Annotated in this window: 15 protein-coding genes and 1 pseudogene; 11 read left to right on the forward strand and 5 right to left on the reverse strand. The window is 66.9% G+C overall.

What is annotated here, in order from left to right; translation table 11 throughout:
* From RMP09_RS12360 to RMP09_RS12400, 9 genes and pseudogenes are all read left to right on the forward strand, one after another.
* Window positions 1–584: pseudogene (locus tag RMP09_RS12360) on the forward strand (succinate--CoA ligase subunit alpha); the annotation flags it as partial.
* Between the two features lie 255 nt (window positions 585–839).
* On the forward strand, window positions 840–3,542 hold the full coding sequence (locus RMP09_RS12365) for a serine/threonine-protein kinase (RefSeq protein ID WP_310566271.1): 2,703 nt from the start codon (window positions 840–842) through the stop codon (window positions 3,540–3,542).
* Window positions 3,539–4,324 (forward strand): Stp1/IreP family PP2C-type Ser/Thr phosphatase, encoded by a 786-nt coding sequence (locus RMP09_RS12370; protein WP_310566272.1) that lies wholly within the window; start codon window positions 3,539–3,541, stop codon window positions 4,322–4,324. The genes RMP09_RS12365 and RMP09_RS12370 overlap by 4 nt, the downstream gene beginning before the upstream one ends.
* A 43-nt stretch (window positions 4,325–4,367) precedes the next feature.
* On the forward strand, window positions 4,368–5,003 hold the full coding sequence (locus tag RMP09_RS12375) for an FHA domain-containing protein (RefSeq protein WP_310566273.1): 636 nt from the start codon (window positions 4,368–4,370) through the stop codon (window positions 5,001–5,003).
* A gap of 91 nt (window positions 5,004–5,094) precedes the next feature.
* A complete protein-coding gene (locus RMP09_RS12380; protein ID WP_310566274.1) occupies window positions 5,095–7,356 on the forward strand; it encodes an adenylate/guanylate cyclase domain-containing protein in 2,262 nt (753 codons plus the stop codon).
* 48 nt (window positions 7,357–7,404) lie between these two features.
* Window positions 7,405–8,208 carry a 3',5'-cyclic-nucleotide phosphodiesterase gene (locus tag RMP09_RS12385; protein ID WP_310566275.1) on the forward strand — a complete coding sequence of 268 codons (804 nt, stop codon included), beginning with the start codon at window positions 7,405–7,407 and terminating at the stop codon, window positions 8,206–8,208.
* Between the two features lie 188 nt (window positions 8,209–8,396).
* Window positions 8,397–8,903 (forward strand): pilin, encoded by a 507-nt coding sequence (locus RMP09_RS12390; protein ID WP_310566276.1) that lies wholly within the window; start codon window positions 8,397–8,399, stop codon window positions 8,901–8,903.
* A 65-nt stretch (window positions 8,904–8,968) separates the two neighbouring features.
* Window positions 8,969–9,736 carry a TfpX/TfpZ family type IV pilin accessory protein gene (gene tfpZ, locus RMP09_RS12395; protein ID WP_310566277.1) on the forward strand — a complete coding sequence of 256 codons (768 nt, stop codon included), beginning with the start codon at window positions 8,969–8,971 and terminating at the stop codon, window positions 9,734–9,736.
* Window positions 9,737–9,761: 25 nt separating this feature from the next.
* A complete protein-coding gene (locus RMP09_RS12400; RefSeq protein WP_310566278.1) occupies window positions 9,762–11,333 on the forward strand; it encodes a Wzy polymerase domain-containing protein in 1,572 nt (523 codons plus the stop codon).
* Here RMP09_RS12400 and moaC read toward each other — a convergent pair.
* Window positions 11,272–11,763, reverse strand: coding sequence for a cyclic pyranopterin monophosphate synthase MoaC (gene moaC / locus RMP09_RS12405; RefSeq protein WP_310566279.1), 492 nt, complete (start codon window positions 11,761–11,763; stop codon window positions 11,272–11,274). The two genes, RMP09_RS12400 and moaC, sit on opposite strands and share 62 nt — an antisense overlap.
* Window positions 11,764–11,859: 96 nt before the next feature.
* Here moaC and RMP09_RS12410 point away from each other — a divergent pair, with 96 nt between their 5' ends.
* Window positions 11,860–13,458 carry a M48 family metalloprotease gene (locus RMP09_RS12410; protein WP_310566280.1) on the forward strand — a complete coding sequence of 533 codons (1,599 nt, stop codon included), beginning with the start codon at window positions 11,860–11,862 and terminating at the stop codon, window positions 13,456–13,458.
* 25 nt (window positions 13,459–13,483) lie between these two features.
* Here the strand turns inward: RMP09_RS12410 and RMP09_RS12415 are convergent, their stop codons facing one another.
* Window positions 13,484–13,822, reverse strand: a complete 339-nt coding sequence (locus RMP09_RS12415) for a phage holin family protein (protein WP_310566281.1) — start codon at window positions 13,820–13,822, stop codon at window positions 13,484–13,486.
* A gap of 76 nt (window positions 13,823–13,898) precedes the next feature.
* Window positions 13,899–14,624: a TerC family protein gene (locus RMP09_RS12420; protein ID WP_310566282.1), complete on the reverse strand. Its 726-nt coding sequence runs from the start codon at window positions 14,622–14,624 to the stop codon at window positions 13,899–13,901.
* A 402-nt stretch (window positions 14,625–15,026) separates the two neighbouring features.
* Here RMP09_RS12420 and RMP09_RS12425 point away from each other — a divergent pair, with 402 nt between their 5' ends.
* Window positions 15,027–15,431 (forward strand): DUF3717 domain-containing protein, encoded by a 405-nt coding sequence (locus RMP09_RS12425; protein ID WP_310566283.1) that lies wholly within the window; start codon window positions 15,027–15,029, stop codon window positions 15,429–15,431.
* Between the two features lie 127 nt (window positions 15,432–15,558).
* Here RMP09_RS12425 and RMP09_RS12430 read toward each other — a convergent pair whose 3' ends face one another.
* Both RMP09_RS12430 and purB read right to left on the reverse strand, forming a co-directional pair.
* Window positions 15,559–16,326 (reverse strand): MBL fold metallo-hydrolase, encoded by a 768-nt coding sequence (locus RMP09_RS12430; protein ID WP_310566284.1) that lies wholly within the window; start codon window positions 16,324–16,326, stop codon window positions 15,559–15,561.
* 222 nt (window positions 16,327–16,548) lie between these two features.
* Window positions 16,549–17,964 (reverse strand): adenylosuccinate lyase, encoded by a 1,416-nt coding sequence (purB, locus tag RMP09_RS12435; protein WP_310566285.1) that lies wholly within the window; start codon window positions 17,962–17,964, stop codon window positions 16,549–16,551.
* Window positions 17,965–17,999: the final 35 nt, after the last annotated feature.

Consider the following 17,999-nt stretch of genomic DNA (forward strand, 5'->3'; position numbering starts at 1 on the left):
CGGTCAAGGACATGCTGGAAGTGCGCAACCGCATGAAGGCCAAGGAAGCCGCCGGTGGCAAGAAGACCCTGCTGCTGGGCCCCAACTGCCCCGGCCTGATCACGCCCGACGAGATCAAGATCGGCATCATGCCCGGCCACATCCACCGCAAGGGCCGCATCGGCGTCGTCTCCCGCTCGGGCACGCTGACCTACGAAGCCGTGGCCATGCTGACCGAAGTCGGCCTGGGCCAGTCCAGCGCCGTCGGCATCGGTGGCGACCCGATCAACGGTCTGAAGCACATCGACGTGATGAAGGCCTTCAACGACGATCCCGACACCGACGCCGTGATCATGATCGGCGAGATCGGTGGTCCGGACGAAGCCGAAGCCGCGATGTGGTGCAAGGCGAACATGAAGAAGCCCATCGTCGGCTTCATCGCTGGTGTGACCGCCCCTCCCGGCAAGCGCATGGGCCACGCCGGTGCGCTGATCTCCGGTGGCGCCGACACGGCCGATGCCAAGCTCGCCATCATGGAAGAGTGCGGCTTCATCATCACGCGCAACCCGTCCGAACTGGGCAAGCTGCTCAAGGCGCAGCTGTAATTCCGCTGCACGGTCAAACTAAAAGGGCAACGTTCGCGTTGCCCTTTTTGTTGTCTGTCGCGCAGATCGACCGGTCATCCGCCCGGGGCTTGTTGGGGGCGGGCTGGGTGCAACAAAATGCAACACGCCAGCGGGCCTTGAAACGGCCGTGACCCCTTCGCCGCCTGGTTGTGCGGGCGCGGCGCCGCCGCGTGATGCCCGCCATTCGCCATGCCCGACCGGAAACCGACCACACCTGCCGCTGAACCTCGACCCATGCCCGCGCCCACGGCGCGGCGGCGGCGCGGCCGCGCGGACGCCTGGCTGGTGCTGGCCGTGGCCGCGGGGGTGCTGGCGCTGCACGCGGCGACCGACCTGTTCGACGGTCTCGAACGCCGCCTGTACGACGCGGCGATGCGCCACAGCGAGCGGGCGCCCAGCGAGCGCATCGCGGTGATTGCGATCGACGATCGCAGCATCGCCAACATCGGGCGCTGGCCCTGGCCGCGCGAGGTGCACGCCGAGCTGATCGACAAGCTCAAGGCCGCCGGCGCCAAGACCGTGGCCCACACCGCGCTGTTCTTCGAGCCCCAGACCGCGCGCGGCCTGGACAGCCTGCGGGCGCTGCGCGCGCAGATCGAGGGCGGCACACTCGCCGACCTGGGGCCGCAGGCGCGCGAAGCGCTGGTGCGCCACATCGAACAGGCCGAGCAAGGCCTGGATTCGGACGGCCGCCTGGTGCAGAGCCTGGCGGCGGCCGGCAACGTGATCGTGCCGTCGGTGTTCGAGCTTGGCGTACCCGCAGGGCGAGCGGACCCACCGCTGCCCGCTTTTGCGCAAAAAGGTGCGCTGCGCGATGACGGTGGCTTTGGCGAACCGGCGCGGCGCTCGCAGCAGCCCATTGCCCCGATCGGCGAAGCCGCCGCGGCCGTGGCCCACCTCAACCAGTTGCGCGACCTCGACGGTGCCGTGCGGCAGGAGGCGCTGCTGGTGCACTTCGACGGCCACGCCGTGCCCTCGATGGCACTGGCCATCGCGGCGCACAGCCTGAACCTGCTGCCGTCGGACCTGCGCCTGCGGCCCGGTGAGGGCATCGAGCTGGGGCGGCAGCGCATCGCCACCGACGCCCAGGGCCGTGTGCGACCACAGTTCTATCCGGCCCACGGCAACCGCCAAGCGTTTGCCGAAGACGCGTTCTTCGACGTGCTCTCGGGCCAGATCCCGGCCAGCAAATACGCCGGGCAGATCGTGATCATCGGCGCCACCGCCGCCGGTGTGGGCACGCCTTTCACCACGCCGCTGGCACAGGCGCTGGCGCCGGCGCAGATCGTGGCGCACACCACCTCCAGCCTGCTGCAAAACCACTTCGTCGCCCAGCCGGTCTGGAGCGGCCTGGCCGTGGTGGTCTCGTGGCTGCTGGTGCTGGCGCACCTGCTGTTCATGTTGCCGCGCCTCTCGGCCAGCCAGGGGGCGTGGGCGTCGGGAGTCCTGTTCGTTGCGCTGCTGGGAGCGGACCTCGCCTTGCTGAGCACCTCGGCGCTGTGGTTGCCGCTGGTGTTGCCGGCGGCGTTGCTGCTGCTGGGGCATCTGGCCCTGGTCACGCGCCGCTTTGCCGTGACCGAAGCGCGCAAACGCCACAGCGAGGCGGAATCGGCCGAGACCAACCGCCAGATGGGACTGGCCCTGCTCGGCCAGGGGCAGCCGGACCTGGCCTTCGACCGCCTGCGCCGCGTGCCGCACAGCGCGGCGCTGATGGACAACCTGCAGCAACTGGCGCTGGACTTTGAACGCAAACGCCAGTTCAACAAAGCGCAATCGGTCTACGAACACATGGCCCGGCTGGACGCCGCCCACCCCGAGTTGCAACAGCGCCTGCTGCACGCCAGGCAATTGGCCGAAACGGTGGCGCTGGGCCGCAGCGGCGCCCACCCCGGCGGCACGCTGGTGCTCGACGGCGCGGGTGTCGAAAAGCCCATGCTGGGCCGCTACCGGGTGGAAAAAGAACTGGGCAAAGGCGCCATGGGCGTGGTCTACCAGGGGCGGGATCCGAAGATCGGCCGCGTGGTGGCGATCAAGACCCTGGCCTTGAGTGCCGAGTTCGAGGGGCACGAGCTGCAGGACGCGCGCGAGCGTTTCTTCCGTGAGGCCGAGACCGCCGGCCGCCTGCAACACCCGCACATCGTCACCATTTTTGACGCCGGCGAGGAGCACGATCTGGCCTTCATCGCCATGGAGTTCCTGCAAGGCCGCGACCTGCTGGAACACACCCGGCCGGGCCAGCTGCTGCCCGTGGCCACGGTGCTGTCCATCGCGCTGCGCGTGGCGCGTGCGCTGGACTACGCGCACCGCCAGAACGTGGTGCACCGCGACATCAAGCCCGCCAACATCATGTACGACCCGGTGACCGACACGGTCAAGGTCACCGACTTCGGCATCGCCCGCATCACGGACGCCAGCCGCACCAAGACCGGCATGGTGCTGGGCACACCCAGTTTCATGTCGCCCGAACAGCTCGCGGGCCGGCACGTCGACGGCCGCTCCGACCTCTATTCGCTGGGCGTGACCCTGTTCCAGCTGCTGACCGGCCAGTTGCCGTTGCGCGGCGATTCCATGGCCGCGCTGATGTACCAGATCGCCAACCAGACGCCGCCGGACGTGCGCAGCCTGCGCCCGGAGCTGCCCGCGGCACTGGCCGATATACTGGCCAGAACCCTGGCCAAGGCACCGCAACTGCGGTACCCGAACGGGGCCGAATGGGCCGCGGATGTGCAAGCTGTGCTGTCAGGGTTGTCAACGACCCCGGGGGCCGCCGCTGCGGTGGAGGACAATCGGGCCGCCGCGGGCGACGCTTTTGAAACGACCCAGACCTGGACCCGCGACGCCCCGCCCCCGACCGATGATCAAGCCCCCACCGTGGTCTTTGTGCGCGAGCGCCACGATGACGGATCGCCGACAACGACAACCCAACGCGCGTCATGATTTTTGAGTACTTTGCCCAGACCGACACAGGCCTCATCCGCGAGAACAATGAGGACTCGGTCGCGCTCGACACCGACAACCAGGTGCTCGTGCTGGCCGACGGCATGGGCGGCTACAACGCGGGCGAAGTCGCCAGCGCCATGGCGACCACGTTCATCAAGGCCGAACTGGGGCGCTGGCTGGCCGAGGGTGGTCACGAGGCCAGCGGGCGCGAACTCAAGCGGGCGATGGAAATCTGCATCGACAACGCCAACCGTTCCATTTTCAACGCCGCCAATTCCAACGCGCAGTACACCGGCATGGGCACCACCCTGGTGATGGGCGTGTTCCAGGGGGTGCGTTGCCTGATCGGCCATGTGGGCGATTCGCGCTGCTACCGCCTGCGCGGCGACAGCTTCCAGCAGATCACGCGCGACCATTCGTTGCTGCAGGAGCAGATCGACGCCGGCCTGATTTCGCCCGAGCAGGCGCAGTACGCCACCCACAAGAACCTGGTCACGCGGGCCCTGGGGGTAGAAGACACGGTGTTGTTGGAAGTCAACGAATTCCGCGTCGAAGACAGCGACCTGTACCTGTTTTGCTCGGATGGCCTGAGCGACATGCTGCCCGACAACCGCATCGCCGCCATACTGGTGGGCGCCGGCACCCTGCAGGAAAAGGCCAACGCCCTCATCGACGGCGCCAACAGCAGCGGGGGGCGCGACAATATATCGGTGATACTCGCGCAAGCTCGAGCCAAGCCTTTGCGCAGGGGGTTGCTGTCGCGTATGCTGGGGCAGTAGTTAAGTCTTTAGAATTAGTTTTCAGGTTCCACAGGAGTCGGCCATGCCGAAAATGATCGTTTCCATCGATGGTGTCGTCATCAAGGAAGTGCAACTGACGAAAGACCGCACCACGCTGGGCCGTCGCCCCTATAACGACATCGTGATCGACAACCTCGCCGTCAGCGGCGAGCACGCTGTCATGCAGATGTCGGGCACCGACGTGTTCCTGGAAGACCTCAACAGCACCAACGGCACCTACGTCAACGGCAAGGCGATCAAGAAGCAGCAGCTGCAGAACGGCGACACGGTCGAGATCGGCAAGTACAAGATCAAGTTCGTGCACGACGGCGCCTCGGACAACTACGAAAAGACGATGGTGATCAACTCCGGCGCCGTGGTCCCGCCGGCCGCCGCGTCCGAACCCGCACCTGCGGTGGCCAGTGCGGCCATCAAGGTCATGTCCGGTGCCGCCGCTGGCCGCGAGGTGCCCCTGGTCAAGGTCGTCACCACCATCGGCAAACCCGGTGTGGCGGTGGCCGCCATCACCCGCCGCCCGCACGGCTATGTGGTCGCTCTGGTTGAGGGTGCCACCAAGCCCACCATCAACGGCAGCCCCATCGGCGCCGAAGCCATCAACCTGCGTCACGGCGACCTGCTGGAACTCGCCGGCACGCAGATGCAGTTCATCCAGCGCTGACCCCGCCCGGCCTGTGCGGCGCAGCCGAGTCGCTGGCGCCCCGGGCCTGACCTGACCCGACGGTCCTTTTCGATTCCCATCCGCGCCGCCCATGCAGGCCATCCTCCAGGGCGTTGGTCGCCACGGCCCGCGCATCGCTGTCACCCTGCTGCCTCTGATCTTCGCGGTGCTGCACGCGGTGGGCGTGCTGCAGCTGGGCGTGTTGCAGCGGCTGGACGACATCATTTACGACGCGCGCCTGCGCGCCACCCTGCCCGCCACACGCGATGAACGGGTGGTCATCGTGGACATCGACGAACGAAGCCTGGCCGAGGTGGGGCGCTGGCCCTGGTCGCGCGACCACCTGGCGCGGCTGGTGGACACGCTGTTCGACCAGCAAGGCATTGCCTTGCTGGGTTTTGACACGGTGTTCGCCGAGCCGGACGACAGCGCGGCGCTGCGCCAGTTGCAGCAACTGGCGCAGGGCGCGCTGGCCGACCAGCCCGGCTTTGCCCAGCGGGTGGAGGCGCTGCGCCCACGGTTGGACCACGACGCACAATTCGCGCGCGCCCTGCAGGGGCGGCCGGTGGTGCTGGGCTACTACTTCACCAGCGACCGGGGCGGCCACACCAGTGGCGTGCTGCCGCCGCCGGTGTTGCCGGCCGGCGCGCTGCACAACCGCACGTTGCGCGCCACGCAATGGGACGGCTACGGTGCCAACATCGCGCCGCTGGCCGCTGCGGCGCCACGCGCGGGCTTCTTCAATGCGCTGGCCGACCGCGACGGCGAGGTGCGGTCGCTGCCGCTGCTGGCCGAACAGGGGGGGCAGTACTACGAATCGCTCGCCCTGGCCATGTTCCGCCTGCTCGCAGGCTCGCCGCGTGTCGAACCCGGGTTTGCGAACGAGCGCTGGCTTTCGCCCGACGCACAGGCGCTGGAGAGCGTGAGGCTGGTGCAGGGCACCAGCACGCTGGCCATCGCGGTGGACGAGCGGCTGGCGGTGCTGGTGCCCTACCGCGGCGCCGGCGGGCCGACCGGCGGGTCGTTCACCTACGTCTCGGCCGGCGACGTGCTGGCCGGTCGCCTGGCGCCGGGTCAGCTGCAGGGCAAGATCGTGCTGGTGGGCACCACCGCCCCGGGCCTGCAGGACCTGCGCTCGACCCCGGTGGGCGAGACCTACCCCGGCGTGGAGACACACGCCAACCTCATCAGCGGCCTGCTGGACGGACAGCGGCTGATCCGGCCCGACTACGCGCTCGGCTACGAACTGGTCATGCTGCTGGTCTCTGGTCTGGTGCTGGCCCTGGGGTTGCCCCTGCTCAGCGCGGCGCGCGCCGTGCTGCTGAGTCTGGGTGTGGTGGCGCTGCTGGTGGGGCTGAATTTCTGGCTCTACCTGGGCCATGGCCTGGTGCTGCCGCTGGCCAGCGGCCTGGTGACCGCGGGCCTGGCCTTTGCGCTGAACATGAGCTATGGCTATCTGGTGGAAAGCCGGGCCAAGCGCGAACTGGCGCAGCTGTTCGGCACCTACGTGCCACCGGAACTGGTGGACGAAATGGTCAAGGACCCGGACAGCTACAGCATGGCCGCCGCCACCCGTGAGCTGACCGTGATGTTCTGCGACATGCGCGGCTTCACCCAGCTGTCCGAGCGCATGGAGCCGACGCAGGTGCAGGCGCTGCTCAACACCGTGTTCAGCCGGCTGACGCAGGTCATCCGCCGCCACCGCGGCACCATCGACAAATACATGGGCGACTGCGTCATGGCGTTCTGGGGCGCGCCGCTGGAGGCCCCGGACCACGCCACGCTGGCGGTGAACGCCGCTCTGGAGATGGTGCGCGAAGTCGAGCGCATCAACCGCGAGCACGTGGCGCAGGGTCTGCCCGCCATCGGCGTGGGCATTGGCCTGAGCACCGGCCCCATGTGCGTGGGCGACATGGGGTCGGACGTGCGGCGCAGCTACACCGTGGTGGGCGATGCGGTCAACCTCGGCTCGCGGCTGGAAGGCCTGTCGCGCCTGTACGGGGTGGATGTGGTGGCGAGCGAAGCCACCCGCAGCGCAGCGCCCCAGCATGTGTGGCAAGAGCTGGACCGCGTGCGCGTCAAAGGCAAGGTCAGCGCCGTGACCATCTTCACCCCGCTGGGCCGGGCCGGCGCCCTCTCGGCCGAGCAGGCCGCCGAACTGGCGCTGTGGAAACAATGCCTGCACCGCTGGCGCGCGCAGGACTGGGACGCCTGCGATGTGCATCTGCTCAACCTGCAGCGCCAGAATGCCAAAAAAGTCCTTTACCGGCTGTACGCCGACCGGGTAGCCTCCATGCGTCTGTCTCCCCCCGATCCCGCCTGGGACGGCGCGACCACTTTCGACACCAAGTGAGCCGGCACACCCGCCCGCTCGCCTCCAACTGCTGACACCACACCACCGATGAGGGTTCGCGTACTGGGCTGCTCCGGCGCCATCGCCAACGGCTGCCGCACCACCTCGTTTTTGCTCGACGACGATGTGCTCATCGACGCCGGCACCGGCGTGGGTGACCTCACGCTCGACGAAATGGCACGCGTCCAGCACGTGCTGCTTACTCATTCGCACCTGGACCACGTGGCCAGCCTGCCCCTGATGCTGGACGCCGTGGCCTCGCTGCGCCTGGCGCGCGGCGTCGGCCCGCTGCAGGTGCATGCTCTGCCCGGCACCATCGCGGCGCTCAAGGCGCACATCTTCAACAACCTCATCTGGCCCGATTTCTCGGCCATCCCCAGCGCCGATCAACCCCTCATGCGTTTTGTGCCCATCGCGGTCGGCCAGGTGCTGAAGGTGGGCGGCAAGGCGGTGGAAGTGCTGCCGGCGGTGCACACCGTGCCAGCCGTGGGTTACGCGGCGGCCTCGGCGTCGGGGCACTGGGTCTTCAGCGGCGACACCAGCCGCAACCCGGCCTTCTGGCAACGCGTCAACCAGCTGCCCGTCGCCTTGCTGGTCATCGAAACCGCCTTCAGCGACCGCGAGAAAGAATTGGCCCAGCGCAGCCTGCACCTGGCGCCCAGCAGCCTGGCCACCGAGCTCGACCAGATCACCGCCGACCAGCGTTACCCGATCTACATCACCCACACCAAGCCCGCCGAGACCGGGCTGATCATGGAAGAGATCCAGCGCTTCGACCAGACGCCCAACCGTGTCAACGACGTCCGGCACGACATCCGCTGGCTCAGCGCCGGCATGTGCTTCGAGTTGTGACAAAAAACGGTGGAACCCGGTGAGCTGACAAAAATTGTCAGTGTCTGGCGGGTTGGGGCAGACATAAATCGTCACCCCTGGGCTGGAAGCGTGAAAAAGCCCGCAAAAAACCGGGCATTTCAAGTTGGCACGCGAACTGCTCAAGAGTAAGGGTCAGTCCACCCCCTCATCCCTCAAGGAGTTTTCACATGAAGCGTATGCAACAAGGTTTCACCCTCATCGAACTGATGATCGTCGTGGCCATCATCGGTATTCTGGCTGCTGTGGCGCTGCCGGCTTATCAGGACTACACGGTGCGCGCTCGCGTGTCGGAAGGTCTGGTGGCTGCTTCGGCCGCTAAGGTGAATGTGCAGGATGTGTTGGCTTCGGGTAACCCTTCTGCTTCTGCTTCTGGCTACGCGTTGGGTTACACCGTACCGGTCGCTACTCGTAACGTGACTTCTGTCGGCATTACCCCGGCTACCGGCGCCATCACCATCACGACATCGGCCGCTGCTGGCAACGGCACCTTGCACGTTGTTCCTAATGCTCCGGGTGGGACCGCGCTGCCGGTCGGTACGGCTGCCTTTGCGCCGCCTGCGCAGTCGGTGGCTTGGCGTTGTTTGGCTGCAGGAACGGCTGCAGGTAGCTGGGTCTCGGTGCCTGCTACCGCTGCCACGCTGCCTGCTCGCTTCGCGCCTTCCGAGTGCAAATAAGCACTACGTGCACAATCAAAAGAGCGCCTCGGCGCTCTTTTTTTTGACTTTTGGTGTTTTTCCTGATGAAGACCCGTCTGCGCGCGGCCGTCAAGGCCGCCTCTCTGCACCTATTGTTGAGCCTGTTGGTTGCCGTACTGGCCGCTACGCTGGTATTTGGACTGTGGTTTCCCGCGCCGCTGCACCAGATTGCCGGTGGTTCGGGCCTGTTTCTCATTCTTATGGCGGTGGATGTGGTGTGTGGGCCAGTGCTCACGCTGATCCTGTTCGATCCCCATAAGGCGCGCCACAAGTGGCTGCTGGACGTGGCGCTGATTGCGGTCGTGCAACTCGGTGCACTGGCGTACGGATTGAGTCAGATGGCGATGGCGCGTCCCGTCTTCATTGCGCTGGAGGGTGACCGCTTTCGCGTGGTGCAGGCCATGGATGTGGACCAGGCCCAGCTGGGCAAGGCCTTGCCCGAGTTCCAGCAACTGGGTTACGCCGGTCCGCGCGTCATTGCCGTGCGGCTGTCACGGCCTGGCGATGCCGATTACCTGGCCAGCGTGCAACTGTCGGTGCAGGGGCTTCACCCGGCGTTCCGCCCGCAGCGCTGGCAGCCCTACGCGTCTGCCATGCCGCCGGCGGTGCAGCGCCTCCAGCCCGTGGCACTGCTGCGGCAAAAGAACCCGGATCAGCAGGCGGTGCTAGACGGTGCCCTGCGCACATTGGCTTTGAGCGAAGATGAGTTGGGCTACCTGCCCTTGGTCCGCGAGGAGATCACGGGCTGGGTGGCATTGGTGCGGCGCTCGGACGGCGTGCCGGTGAGCTACCTCCCGCTGGATGGCTGGTGATGTGCAGGTCCTGAGAATCCAAACCATGCAAACCTTGACCGAGCAGCCAATGGTTCGTCCGTCTTCCAGAATCCAGTTGAAATCCGTGGCGGTGCTGAGCACGCTGCTGATCGCCCTGCCCTGGTTCTGGCCGATTCTGATACCGCCTCGGTCAGAGTTTTTGCCGGATTTCGTTTCTTGGACAGCTTTCGCGCTTTTGTTGAGCCTGCTGCTGTGGGTGCGTGAGCAAGGTGCGCGGATTGTTGCGACAGGCTGGTTGATCGCGGCGCTGGGCAGTGCGGTGTTGGCCATCGTGCAGTACCTGGACCTGGAAAACCGGTTTTTCCCCTGGATTGCACAGACCCAGCCGGGTATTGCGCTGGCCAATGTGCATCAGATCAACATGCTGGCGACTTTGCTTGGCGTGGGATTGCTGAGTGTTTGGTGGATGGGTGTCCGGCGCCACCTCAAGCCTTGGAGCACGGTCTGGATGGCCGTGCTGCTGTTGATCGGCATGGCCGCCACGGCCTCCCGCACGGGCATGCTGCATCTGATCACCGTTACGCTGTTGCTGTTCTATTGGCATTGGCAGGATCGTTGGCGGGTGTTGCTGGTGGTGCTCTCCAGCCTTGCGGTGTACCTCTTGGCGGGTTGGGGTTTGCAGTGGGTGGGGTCTATGACCAGCGGTGTCGAGATCCATCGGGAGATCACCAGCCGTTTCGGTACCGACAACCGTTGCCACAGCCGGCTCGTGCTGTGGCGGGATGTGCTGGAATTGATAGCCCTCAAGCCATGGACAGGGTGGGGGCCTGGCGGGCTTCTCTATGCCCACTACATCACCCCTTTCGAGGGCATCCGTTATTGCGAGAAGCTCTCCAACGCGCACAATTGGCCCCTCCAGATGGCGGTGACGCTCGGCTTGCCGGTGACGGTCGGTTTTCACGCCGTCTTCCTTTGGGTCATCATCCGCCTGAAACCTTGGGCGGCCGTGGACACCACTGAGCGGCTGGCTTGGGGTGTGCTGTTGCTGATCGGGATCCACAGTTTGCTCGAATACCCGATGTGGTTCGGGGTGTTCCAATTGATGGCGGGTTCGGCGGCGTGGCTGCTGTACTTCAACCGACGAAATCAGGTGGGGCCTGACGGCGCCATACGTACCTTTCTATCCTCTCGCAAGGCGATGGGCATGGTCACGACCTTGGCCCTGGCAGTGCTTGCGCTTGTCGGTTGGGAGTACCTCAAGGTCAGTCAGTTGTACCTTCCAGCCAGTTGGCGTCTGGAGCGGTTCAGATACGACACGCTGAACAAGGTGCACAACTCGTTTCTGTATCAGTCGCACGTGCTGATCGCACAGGTGACGATGACGCCGCTGACCAAAGAAAATGCCCATCTCATCCTTGAGGGGGCATTGGAGTCTTTGCATGTCGCACCGGATTCCCGCGTCATCCGGCGCGTGATCGAATCAGCTGAACTGCTGGGTCGGCAGGATCTGGTTGAACTGCACACCGCGCGCTACAAGGCCGCGTGGCCTCAGCAGTTTGCCGAGTGGCAAGCCGTCAGGACGCCACAAAGTGACCGCTCTTCCCTCCCCGCTTCTCCATCAGCCGCACCCCGCTGATCGCCATCCCCCGGTCCACCGCCTTGCACATGTCGTAAATGGTCAGCAGGGCCACGCTGCAGGCGGTCAGGGCTTCCATTTCCACGCCGGTCTGGCCGGTGCATTCGGCGGTGGTGCGGCACAGCACGCTGTTGGCTGACGGGTCCACTTCAAATTCCACAGCCACGCGGGTGAGCGCGATGGGGTGGCACAGGGGAATCAGGTCGCTGGTTTTCTTGGCGCCTTGGATGCCGGCGATGCGCGCAATGCCCAGCACGTCGCCCTTTTTAGCGGTGCCGCTTTGCACCAGGGTCAGCGTCGCCGGCTCCATGCTGATGCGGCCTTCGGCCACCGCCACGCGGTGCGTGTGGGCCTTGGCCGCGACGTCCACCATGTGGGCCTGGCCCTGGGCGTCGAAGTGGGTCAGGGGGCTGCTGGCGGTGTCGTTCATGGCGGGCTTTGCGTGGGCTTTACAGAAACCATCGGAGGGTCGCGGCATCATACGGGCATGACCCGATGTGCCCGACCCGCTGGCCCACTGGCCCGCATGGCTTTGATGTCTGCGCTGGCCCTTTCACCCTTGCTGTTGTCGAACACCGGTCCGGGGGCTGCACGGGCGCAGTCTGTTGTGCCTCCGTCGACCCTGCCCAGCCTGGGCGATGGGGCGGACATGTCGGTGGCAGCCGAGCGGCGCCTGGGCGACAGCATCGCGCGCGACATTTACCGCGACCCCGACTACCTCGACGACCCGGTGCTGGGCGACTACCTGATGGCGGTCTGGCGGCCCCTGCTGGGTGCGGCGCGCGCACGCGGCGACGTGCCACCCGAACTGGCCGAGCGGCTGGCCTGGGAGCTGATGATCTCGCGCGACAAGCGGGTGAACGCTTTTGCGCTGCCGGGCGGCTATCTGGGGGTGAACCTGGGTCTGCTGGCCGTGACCGACACGCCGCAGGAGCTGGCCAGTGTGCTGGCGCACGAGCTCAGCCACGTGTCGCAGCGCCACATCGCGCGCATGATCGCGCGCCAGGACAGGGGCGCACCCTGGCTCATGGGCGCGATGATCCTGGCCATGCTGGCGGCCCGCGCCAACACCGAGGTGGCCAGTGCCGCCATGGTGGGTGGTCAGGCCGTGGCGGCGCAGACGCAGCTGAATTTTTCGCGCGACATGGAGCGCGAGGCCGACCGCGTGGGCTTTGGCGTGCTCAGCGGTGCCGGCTTCGATCCCACCGGCTTCGTCACCATGTTCGACAAGCTGCAGCAGGCCGCACGCCACAACGACGACGGCGCCTTTCCGTATTTGCGCAGCCACCCGCTGACCAGCGAACGCATCGCCGACATGCAGGCGCGCCTGCCCTTGGCACCCAGCGGTCCGCGCGTCGGCCCTCTGGCGGGATCGCCTGTGGGAGCGCCGGGGAACGCATTGCCGGCCATCGGTGGCCTGGCGTGGCGGCCCGATGCGGCCACGGCGCCGGTCACCACCGCCTGGCACGCCCTCATGTCGGCGCGCGCCCGCGTGCTGGCCGAGAGCAGCCCCGACCGCTGGCGCGCCTGGCTGCAGCACGGCCAGCGGGCCGGTGCCACGCCGGCCGATCTGTACGCCGCGGCCCTCTCGGCCCACCGCCTGCGCCAGCACGACCAGGGCCTGGCCCTGGCGCAGCGACTGGCCGGCTTGGCGGGGGCCGACACCCGCTGGGCCGCGGACGCCTTGCTGATGGAGCTGTGGCTGGCGCCCGGGGCGCCACGGGGGCCCTTGGCCGAGCGCGTGGCGGCGCTGCGCGACGCGGCGCTGGCCAGCGGGCAACGATCAGGCCTGATGCTGGGCGCCCAGGTGGCGCAGGCCACCGGCGCGCTGGCGCCGGCCACACAACGCCTGCACGACTGGGTGTTGGGTCACCCGCGCGATGCGCAGGCCTGGCAGGTGCTGGCCCAGTTGCACCAGGCGCAGGGACAGCGTTTGCGGGCCTTGCGCGCCGAGGGCGAGGCGCGCGCCGCGCAGCTCGATTTCGGCAGCGCAGCGGAACATTTCAAGGCCGCCCAGGCCCTGCCGGCCGCCGACCGCGCGGCCGACCCGATGGAACTGGCCATCGTGGACGCGCGCCGCCGCGAGGTGGAAGCGCAGGCGCGCGAAGCGCTGCGCGAGGACTGATCCGGGCCGATGGCCTCTCGGCCACTCAGCCCTTGAGCGCCGCGTCCACCACCAGCATCAGCGCCGAGTAGATCAGCGAACCCAGCAGCGCAGCCAGGAAGCCGTTGACGTGGAAGCCATCGAGCACGCCCGCCGCGGCCCAGAACAGCAAGGCATTGATGACGAACAGGAAAAGACCCAGCGTGACCAAGGTCACCGGCAGGGTCAGGACGATCAGCAGCGGGCGAAGCAGGGTGTAGAAGACGCCGACCACGGCAGCCGCGATCAGCGCCGAGCCGAAGTTCTGCACCTGCACACCGGGGTAGAGGTAGGCCACCAGCAGCAGGGCGCAGGCGGCGAGCAGCCATTTGAGGATGAATTTCATGCGGCCAGCATAGCGCAGCGGCCACAAAAAAGGCGGCCCCTTGCGAGGGCCGCCTTCATGCATGCGCGGGTGACGCTCAGGCTTCTTCGGCCGACGGCGGGTTCTTGGCGGCCAGGTATTTGCCAATGGCCAGCACCAGCAGTGCACCCGCCACGGACGCGCCGTACTTGATGACCGCGGACTGCTCCAGCTTGGGCATCCAGGTCCATTGCGCCGGGTCGGCGAAGGACGGGTCGCTCACCAGCATGCCGCCGGCGATCCAGCCCAGCAGCATGCCGCCGGCCACGATGATGATGGGGAAACGCGCCATCAGCTTGATGACCAGCTGGCTGCCCCAGACGATGATGGGGATGGAGATCAGCAGGCCCAGGACCACCAGCAGCGTGGAGTGTTCACCCGCGTGCTGAGCGGCACCGGCGATGGCGATCACGTTGTCCACGCTCATCACCAGGTCGGCCACGATGATGGTCTTGATGGCGGCGAGCAGCTTGTCGCTGCCCTGGATGTCGCCATGGCCGTCTTCGTCCGGCGCGATCAGCTTGACGCCGATCCACACCAGCAGCAGCGCGCCCACGACCTTGAGGAAGGGCACGTTCAGCAGCGTCATGGCGAACAGGATCAGGACCACGCGCAGGACGATGGCACCGGCCGTGCCCCAGATGATGCCCTTGGTGCGCTGCGCGGGCGGCAGCTTGCGGCAGGCCAGCGCGATCACCACCGCGTTGTCGCCGCCGAGCAGGATGTCGATGATGATGATTTGGCCCAGCGCGACCCAGAACGCGGGTGAAGTCAGAAATTCCATGGAAGCCTCGATGTGTCTCAGGTGGCCGGAGCATGGCGTCAGCGCGCTGCTGCCTGCGTCCGGTTCGTACGGGGTCCGGCCGGGCAGATCAAGGGCGTCTGCTGGACGCCGCGCGCGGGGCCAGGGGTGAGACATGCCTTGAGAGGCCCGGTCGGGCCCATCAAAGGTCTTGCCCGACCCGGTGCTGCTTGCATCACCGGGCTCGGACCGCCGGGAGCCAGAGGCTCCGTGTTGACGACGGTCCGAACGCCTGCCCATGGCGGTGTGGCACACACCATGAAAACGCAGGGCTACTCCCCTTCGAGTGCCGCGATTGTATCGGCGCCGTCGAAATTGCGCTGGCCCGGGGCATACGGAGTTTCCACAGGCTGCGCGGCAGCGGCTGGCTATGATGCGCTCCCCATGGCCCGCCTTCACATCAGCGACATCGAAGCCGCGATCAACCACTGGCGTGCCCGCTCACCGGCCGGCGCCAGCACGCTGGCGCTGGGCCCCGAACTCAAGGCCCTGGCCGAGCTGTACGGGCGCATGGCCTATGCACACCAGACCGAGGTGGACGAGGCTGCGCTGAGCGATGCGGCCCGCGCGGCCTGGCTGGCGTGGTTCGACACCACCCCCGACACGCCCTGCATCGCCATCTGCTCGACCAGCCAGGGCGATGACGTGTGCAAAGGCTGTGGCCGCAGCTTCGACGAGGTGCAGCACTGGACCGCCATGAGCCCGGTGGAGAAGCGCGTGGTCTGGCGCCGCATCACCATCGAAGGCAGCTCCTGGCGCTTCAACCGCTACGCCGAGCGGGCGCGATGACGGGATAAGTTCGGGGCAAGGGACCGTCACGAGCGACGTGACACCACCCGTCAGGAGCACCGCGGAACCGGCTTGCCGGGCCACTGGTGTCGCCCCCCGGGGGGTGACGCCGCAGGCGGCGCGGGGGTTACGCCGGAATGCAGTAGTTCGCCTGCGTCAGGTGGTCCACGCCGCAGCTCAGGTCCTCGACCCAGTGGATGAACTCGTTCACCGCCGGCCCCGCCAGTGGCGCACCGTGCTGCGGCACGATCATCTGGATCGGCAGCTGGCGCGCCATGTGGGCCCACAGCTTGAGCACCTTGCCCGAGACCATGTAGCGGCGGTGAAAACCTTCCATGCGGGGCAGCAGCGGCGCCAGCGAGGTGACCGGCCGGGACGCGTCGGCCGAGGTGCCCAGCGACACGCCCAGGTCGCCCGAAAACAGGATGCGGCTGACCGGGTCCCAGAACTGGAAGTTGCCCTCGGCGTGCATGAAGTGCGCGGGCAGCGCCACGATTTCGCTGCGGCCCAGCGGGATGCGCATGCCGGGGTCGGGAATGCCGATGATGCGCCCGGCCGTCTTGCCCGGCTTGCAGAAGTGCGGCGCGAACCGTTCCCACAGGCGCGAGATGTAGAGCGTGGCCTGGGTGCTGGTCATCCAGCGGTCCAGCGAGGCAATGATGTCCGGGTCCGCGTGCGAGGCCAGGATCTCGGTCAGCTTGCTGGGCGGAAAGTAACGGCCGATGGTCAGCAGCAGCTCGTTGTAGGCCATGTTGCCGCCCGGGTCGATGATGGCGCCCTGCTGGCCGTCGATGACGAGGAACTGGTTGGCCTGCACGGCTTCGCCCCCTTCGTCGCTGAGGTGGGCGAACATCAGGCACACATGGCCGTCTTTGTTGAACAGTTCGATGGCCATGGCCGGGGGCTCCTCGGGGCTGCGAACCCGCCCGACATTGGGCGGTCGCTGAAAAAACCAGCGCCGGACTTTAGGCAGCCACCAGCCCAGGCTGGTTGAGATAAGTCAAGCGCGATCCAGACTGTGCATGAAAAAGCGCACATTCTGAAGAGGGGAGTCGCCCAAAAGGCAACAGGGCCGGACGACTGGCGTCCGGCCCTGTTGCGGTGTGATGTGCAGGAATTACACGCGGCGCGCGAGTTCGGTCGCTTTGCCCACGTAGCTGGCCGGGGTCATGGCCAGCAGGCGGTCCTTCTCGGCCTGGGGGATCTCCAGGCTGCGGATCAGCGTGTGCAGGGCCTCGGCGGTCACGGTCTTGCCGCGCGTGACTTCCTTGAGCTTCTCGTAGGCGCCTTGCACACCGAAGCGGCGCATCACCGTCTGGATCGGTTCGGCCAGCACTTCCCACGAGGCGTTCAGGTCGTCGGCCAGGGCTTCTTCGTTGAGTTCGAGCTTGTTCAGGCCGGTCATCAGCGAGTGGTAGGCCAGCACCGCGTAGCCCAGGCCCACGCCCATGTTGCGCAGCACGGTGGAATCGGTCAGGTCGCGCTGCCAGCGGCTGATGGGCAGCTTTTCGGACAGGTGCTTGAGCACCGCGTTGGCCAGGCCCAGGTTGCCTTCGGCGTTCTCGAAGTCGATCGGGTTGACCTTGTGCGGCATGGTCGAGGAACCGATCTCGCCGGCCTTGAGCTTCTGCTTGAAGTAGCCCACGCTCACGTAGCCCCAGATGTCGCGCGAGAGGTCGATCAGGATGGTGTTGGTGCGCGCGATGGCGTCGAACAGCTCGGCCATGTAGTCGTGCGGCTCGATCTGGATCGAATACGGCTGGAAGGTCAGGCCCAGGCCCAGCGGCTCGGGCGTCTCGATCACCTTTTTGCTGAAGGCCTCCCAGTCGAAGTCGGGCCAGGCCGAAAGGTGGGCGTTGTAGTTGCCCACGGCGCCGTTCATCTTTCCCAGCAGCTTCACGCCGCCGATGCGCTCGCGCGCGTTGACCAGGCGCACCACCACGTTGGCGATTTCCTTGCCCACCGTGGTGGGGCTGGCGGTCTGGCCGTGGGTGCGGCTGAGCATGGGCACGGCCGCGAACTGGTGCGCCATGTCGCGCAGTTTGGCGATCACGCCGTCCAGCGCGGGCAGCAGCACCGCGTCGCGACCGCCCTTGAGCTGCAGGGCGTGGCTGGTGTTGTTGATGTCTTCGCTGGTGCAGGCGAAGTGCACGAACTCGGCGGCGTGCTCCAGTTCGGGGCGGGCGTCGAATTTGGACTTGATCCAGTACTCCACGGCCTTCACGTCGTGGTTGGTGGTCTTCTCGATCTCCTTGATCGCCAGGGCGTCTTCGTCGTTGAAGTTCTTGACCAGGCCCATCAGGTAGGTGCGGGCGCCGGGCGAGAGCGGCTTGAATTCGTCGAAACCGGCGTCGGACAGGGCGATGAACCAGGCGATTTCCACCTGCACGCGGCGGTGCATGTAGCCCTGCTCGCTCATGAAGGGGCGCAGCGGCGCCAGGCGACCGGCGTAGCGGCCGTCCAGCGGCGAGAGGGCGGAAATGGGGGTGAGGGGGGCGGCGTGGGCCGCAGGGGAGGAGGAGGTCGGGCGCATCCCCAGATTGTAGGAGGCCGCCACCGGCGGGGCGC

Origin of the sequence: Hydrogenophaga sp. (assembly GCF_031426985.1) — a bacterium.
Classification (GTDB): Bacteria; Pseudomonadota; Gammaproteobacteria; order Burkholderiales; family Burkholderiaceae_C; genus Hydrogenophaga.

Bases quoted from the DNA above. Each gene is read 5' to 3' on its own strand.
- RMP09_RS12365 (WP_310566271.1), top strand. From the start codon at position 840: ATGCCCGCGCCCACGGCGCGGCGGCGGCGCGGCCGCGCGGACGCCTGG.
- RMP09_RS12370 (WP_310566272.1), top strand. From the start codon at position 3,539: ATGATTTTTGAGTACTTTGCCCAGACCGACACAGGCCTCATCCGCGAG.
- RMP09_RS12375 (WP_310566273.1), top strand. From the start codon at position 4,368: ATGCCGAAAATGATCGTTTCCATCGATGGTGTCGTCATCAAGGAAGTG.
- RMP09_RS12380 (WP_310566274.1), top strand. From the start codon at position 5,095: ATGCAGGCCATCCTCCAGGGCGTTGGTCGCCACGGCCCGCGCATCGCT.
- RMP09_RS12385 (WP_310566275.1), top strand. From the start codon at position 7,405: ATGAGGGTTCGCGTACTGGGCTGCTCCGGCGCCATCGCCAACGGCTGC.
- RMP09_RS12390 (WP_310566276.1), top strand. From the start codon at position 8,397: ATGAAGCGTATGCAACAAGGTTTCACCCTCATCGAACTGATGATCGTC.
- tfpZ (WP_310566277.1), top strand. From the start codon at position 8,969: ATGAAGACCCGTCTGCGCGCGGCCGTCAAGGCCGCCTCTCTGCACCTA.
- RMP09_RS12400 (WP_310566278.1), top strand. From the start codon at position 9,762: ATGCAAACCTTGACCGAGCAGCCAATGGTTCGTCCGTCTTCCAGAATC.
- moaC (WP_310566279.1), bottom strand. From the start codon at position 11,763: ATGAACGACACCGCCAGCAGCCCCCTGACCCACTTCGACGCCCAGGGC.
- RMP09_RS12410 (WP_310566280.1), top strand. From the start codon at position 11,860: ATGGCTTTGATGTCTGCGCTGGCCCTTTCACCCTTGCTGTTGTCGAAC.
- RMP09_RS12415 (WP_310566281.1), bottom strand. From the start codon at position 13,822: ATGAAATTCATCCTCAAATGGCTGCTCGCCGCCTGCGCCCTGCTGCTG.
- RMP09_RS12420 (WP_310566282.1), bottom strand. From the start codon at position 14,624: ATGGAATTTCTGACTTCACCCGCGTTCTGGGTCGCGCTGGGCCAAATC.
- RMP09_RS12425 (WP_310566283.1), top strand. From the start codon at position 15,027: ATGGCCCGCCTTCACATCAGCGACATCGAAGCCGCGATCAACCACTGG.
- RMP09_RS12430 (WP_310566284.1), bottom strand. From the start codon at position 16,326: ATGGCCATCGAACTGTTCAACAAAGACGGCCATGTGTGCCTGATGTTC.
- purB (WP_310566285.1), bottom strand. From the start codon at position 17,964: ATGCGCCCGACCTCCTCCTCCCCTGCGGCCCACGCCGCCCCCCTCACC.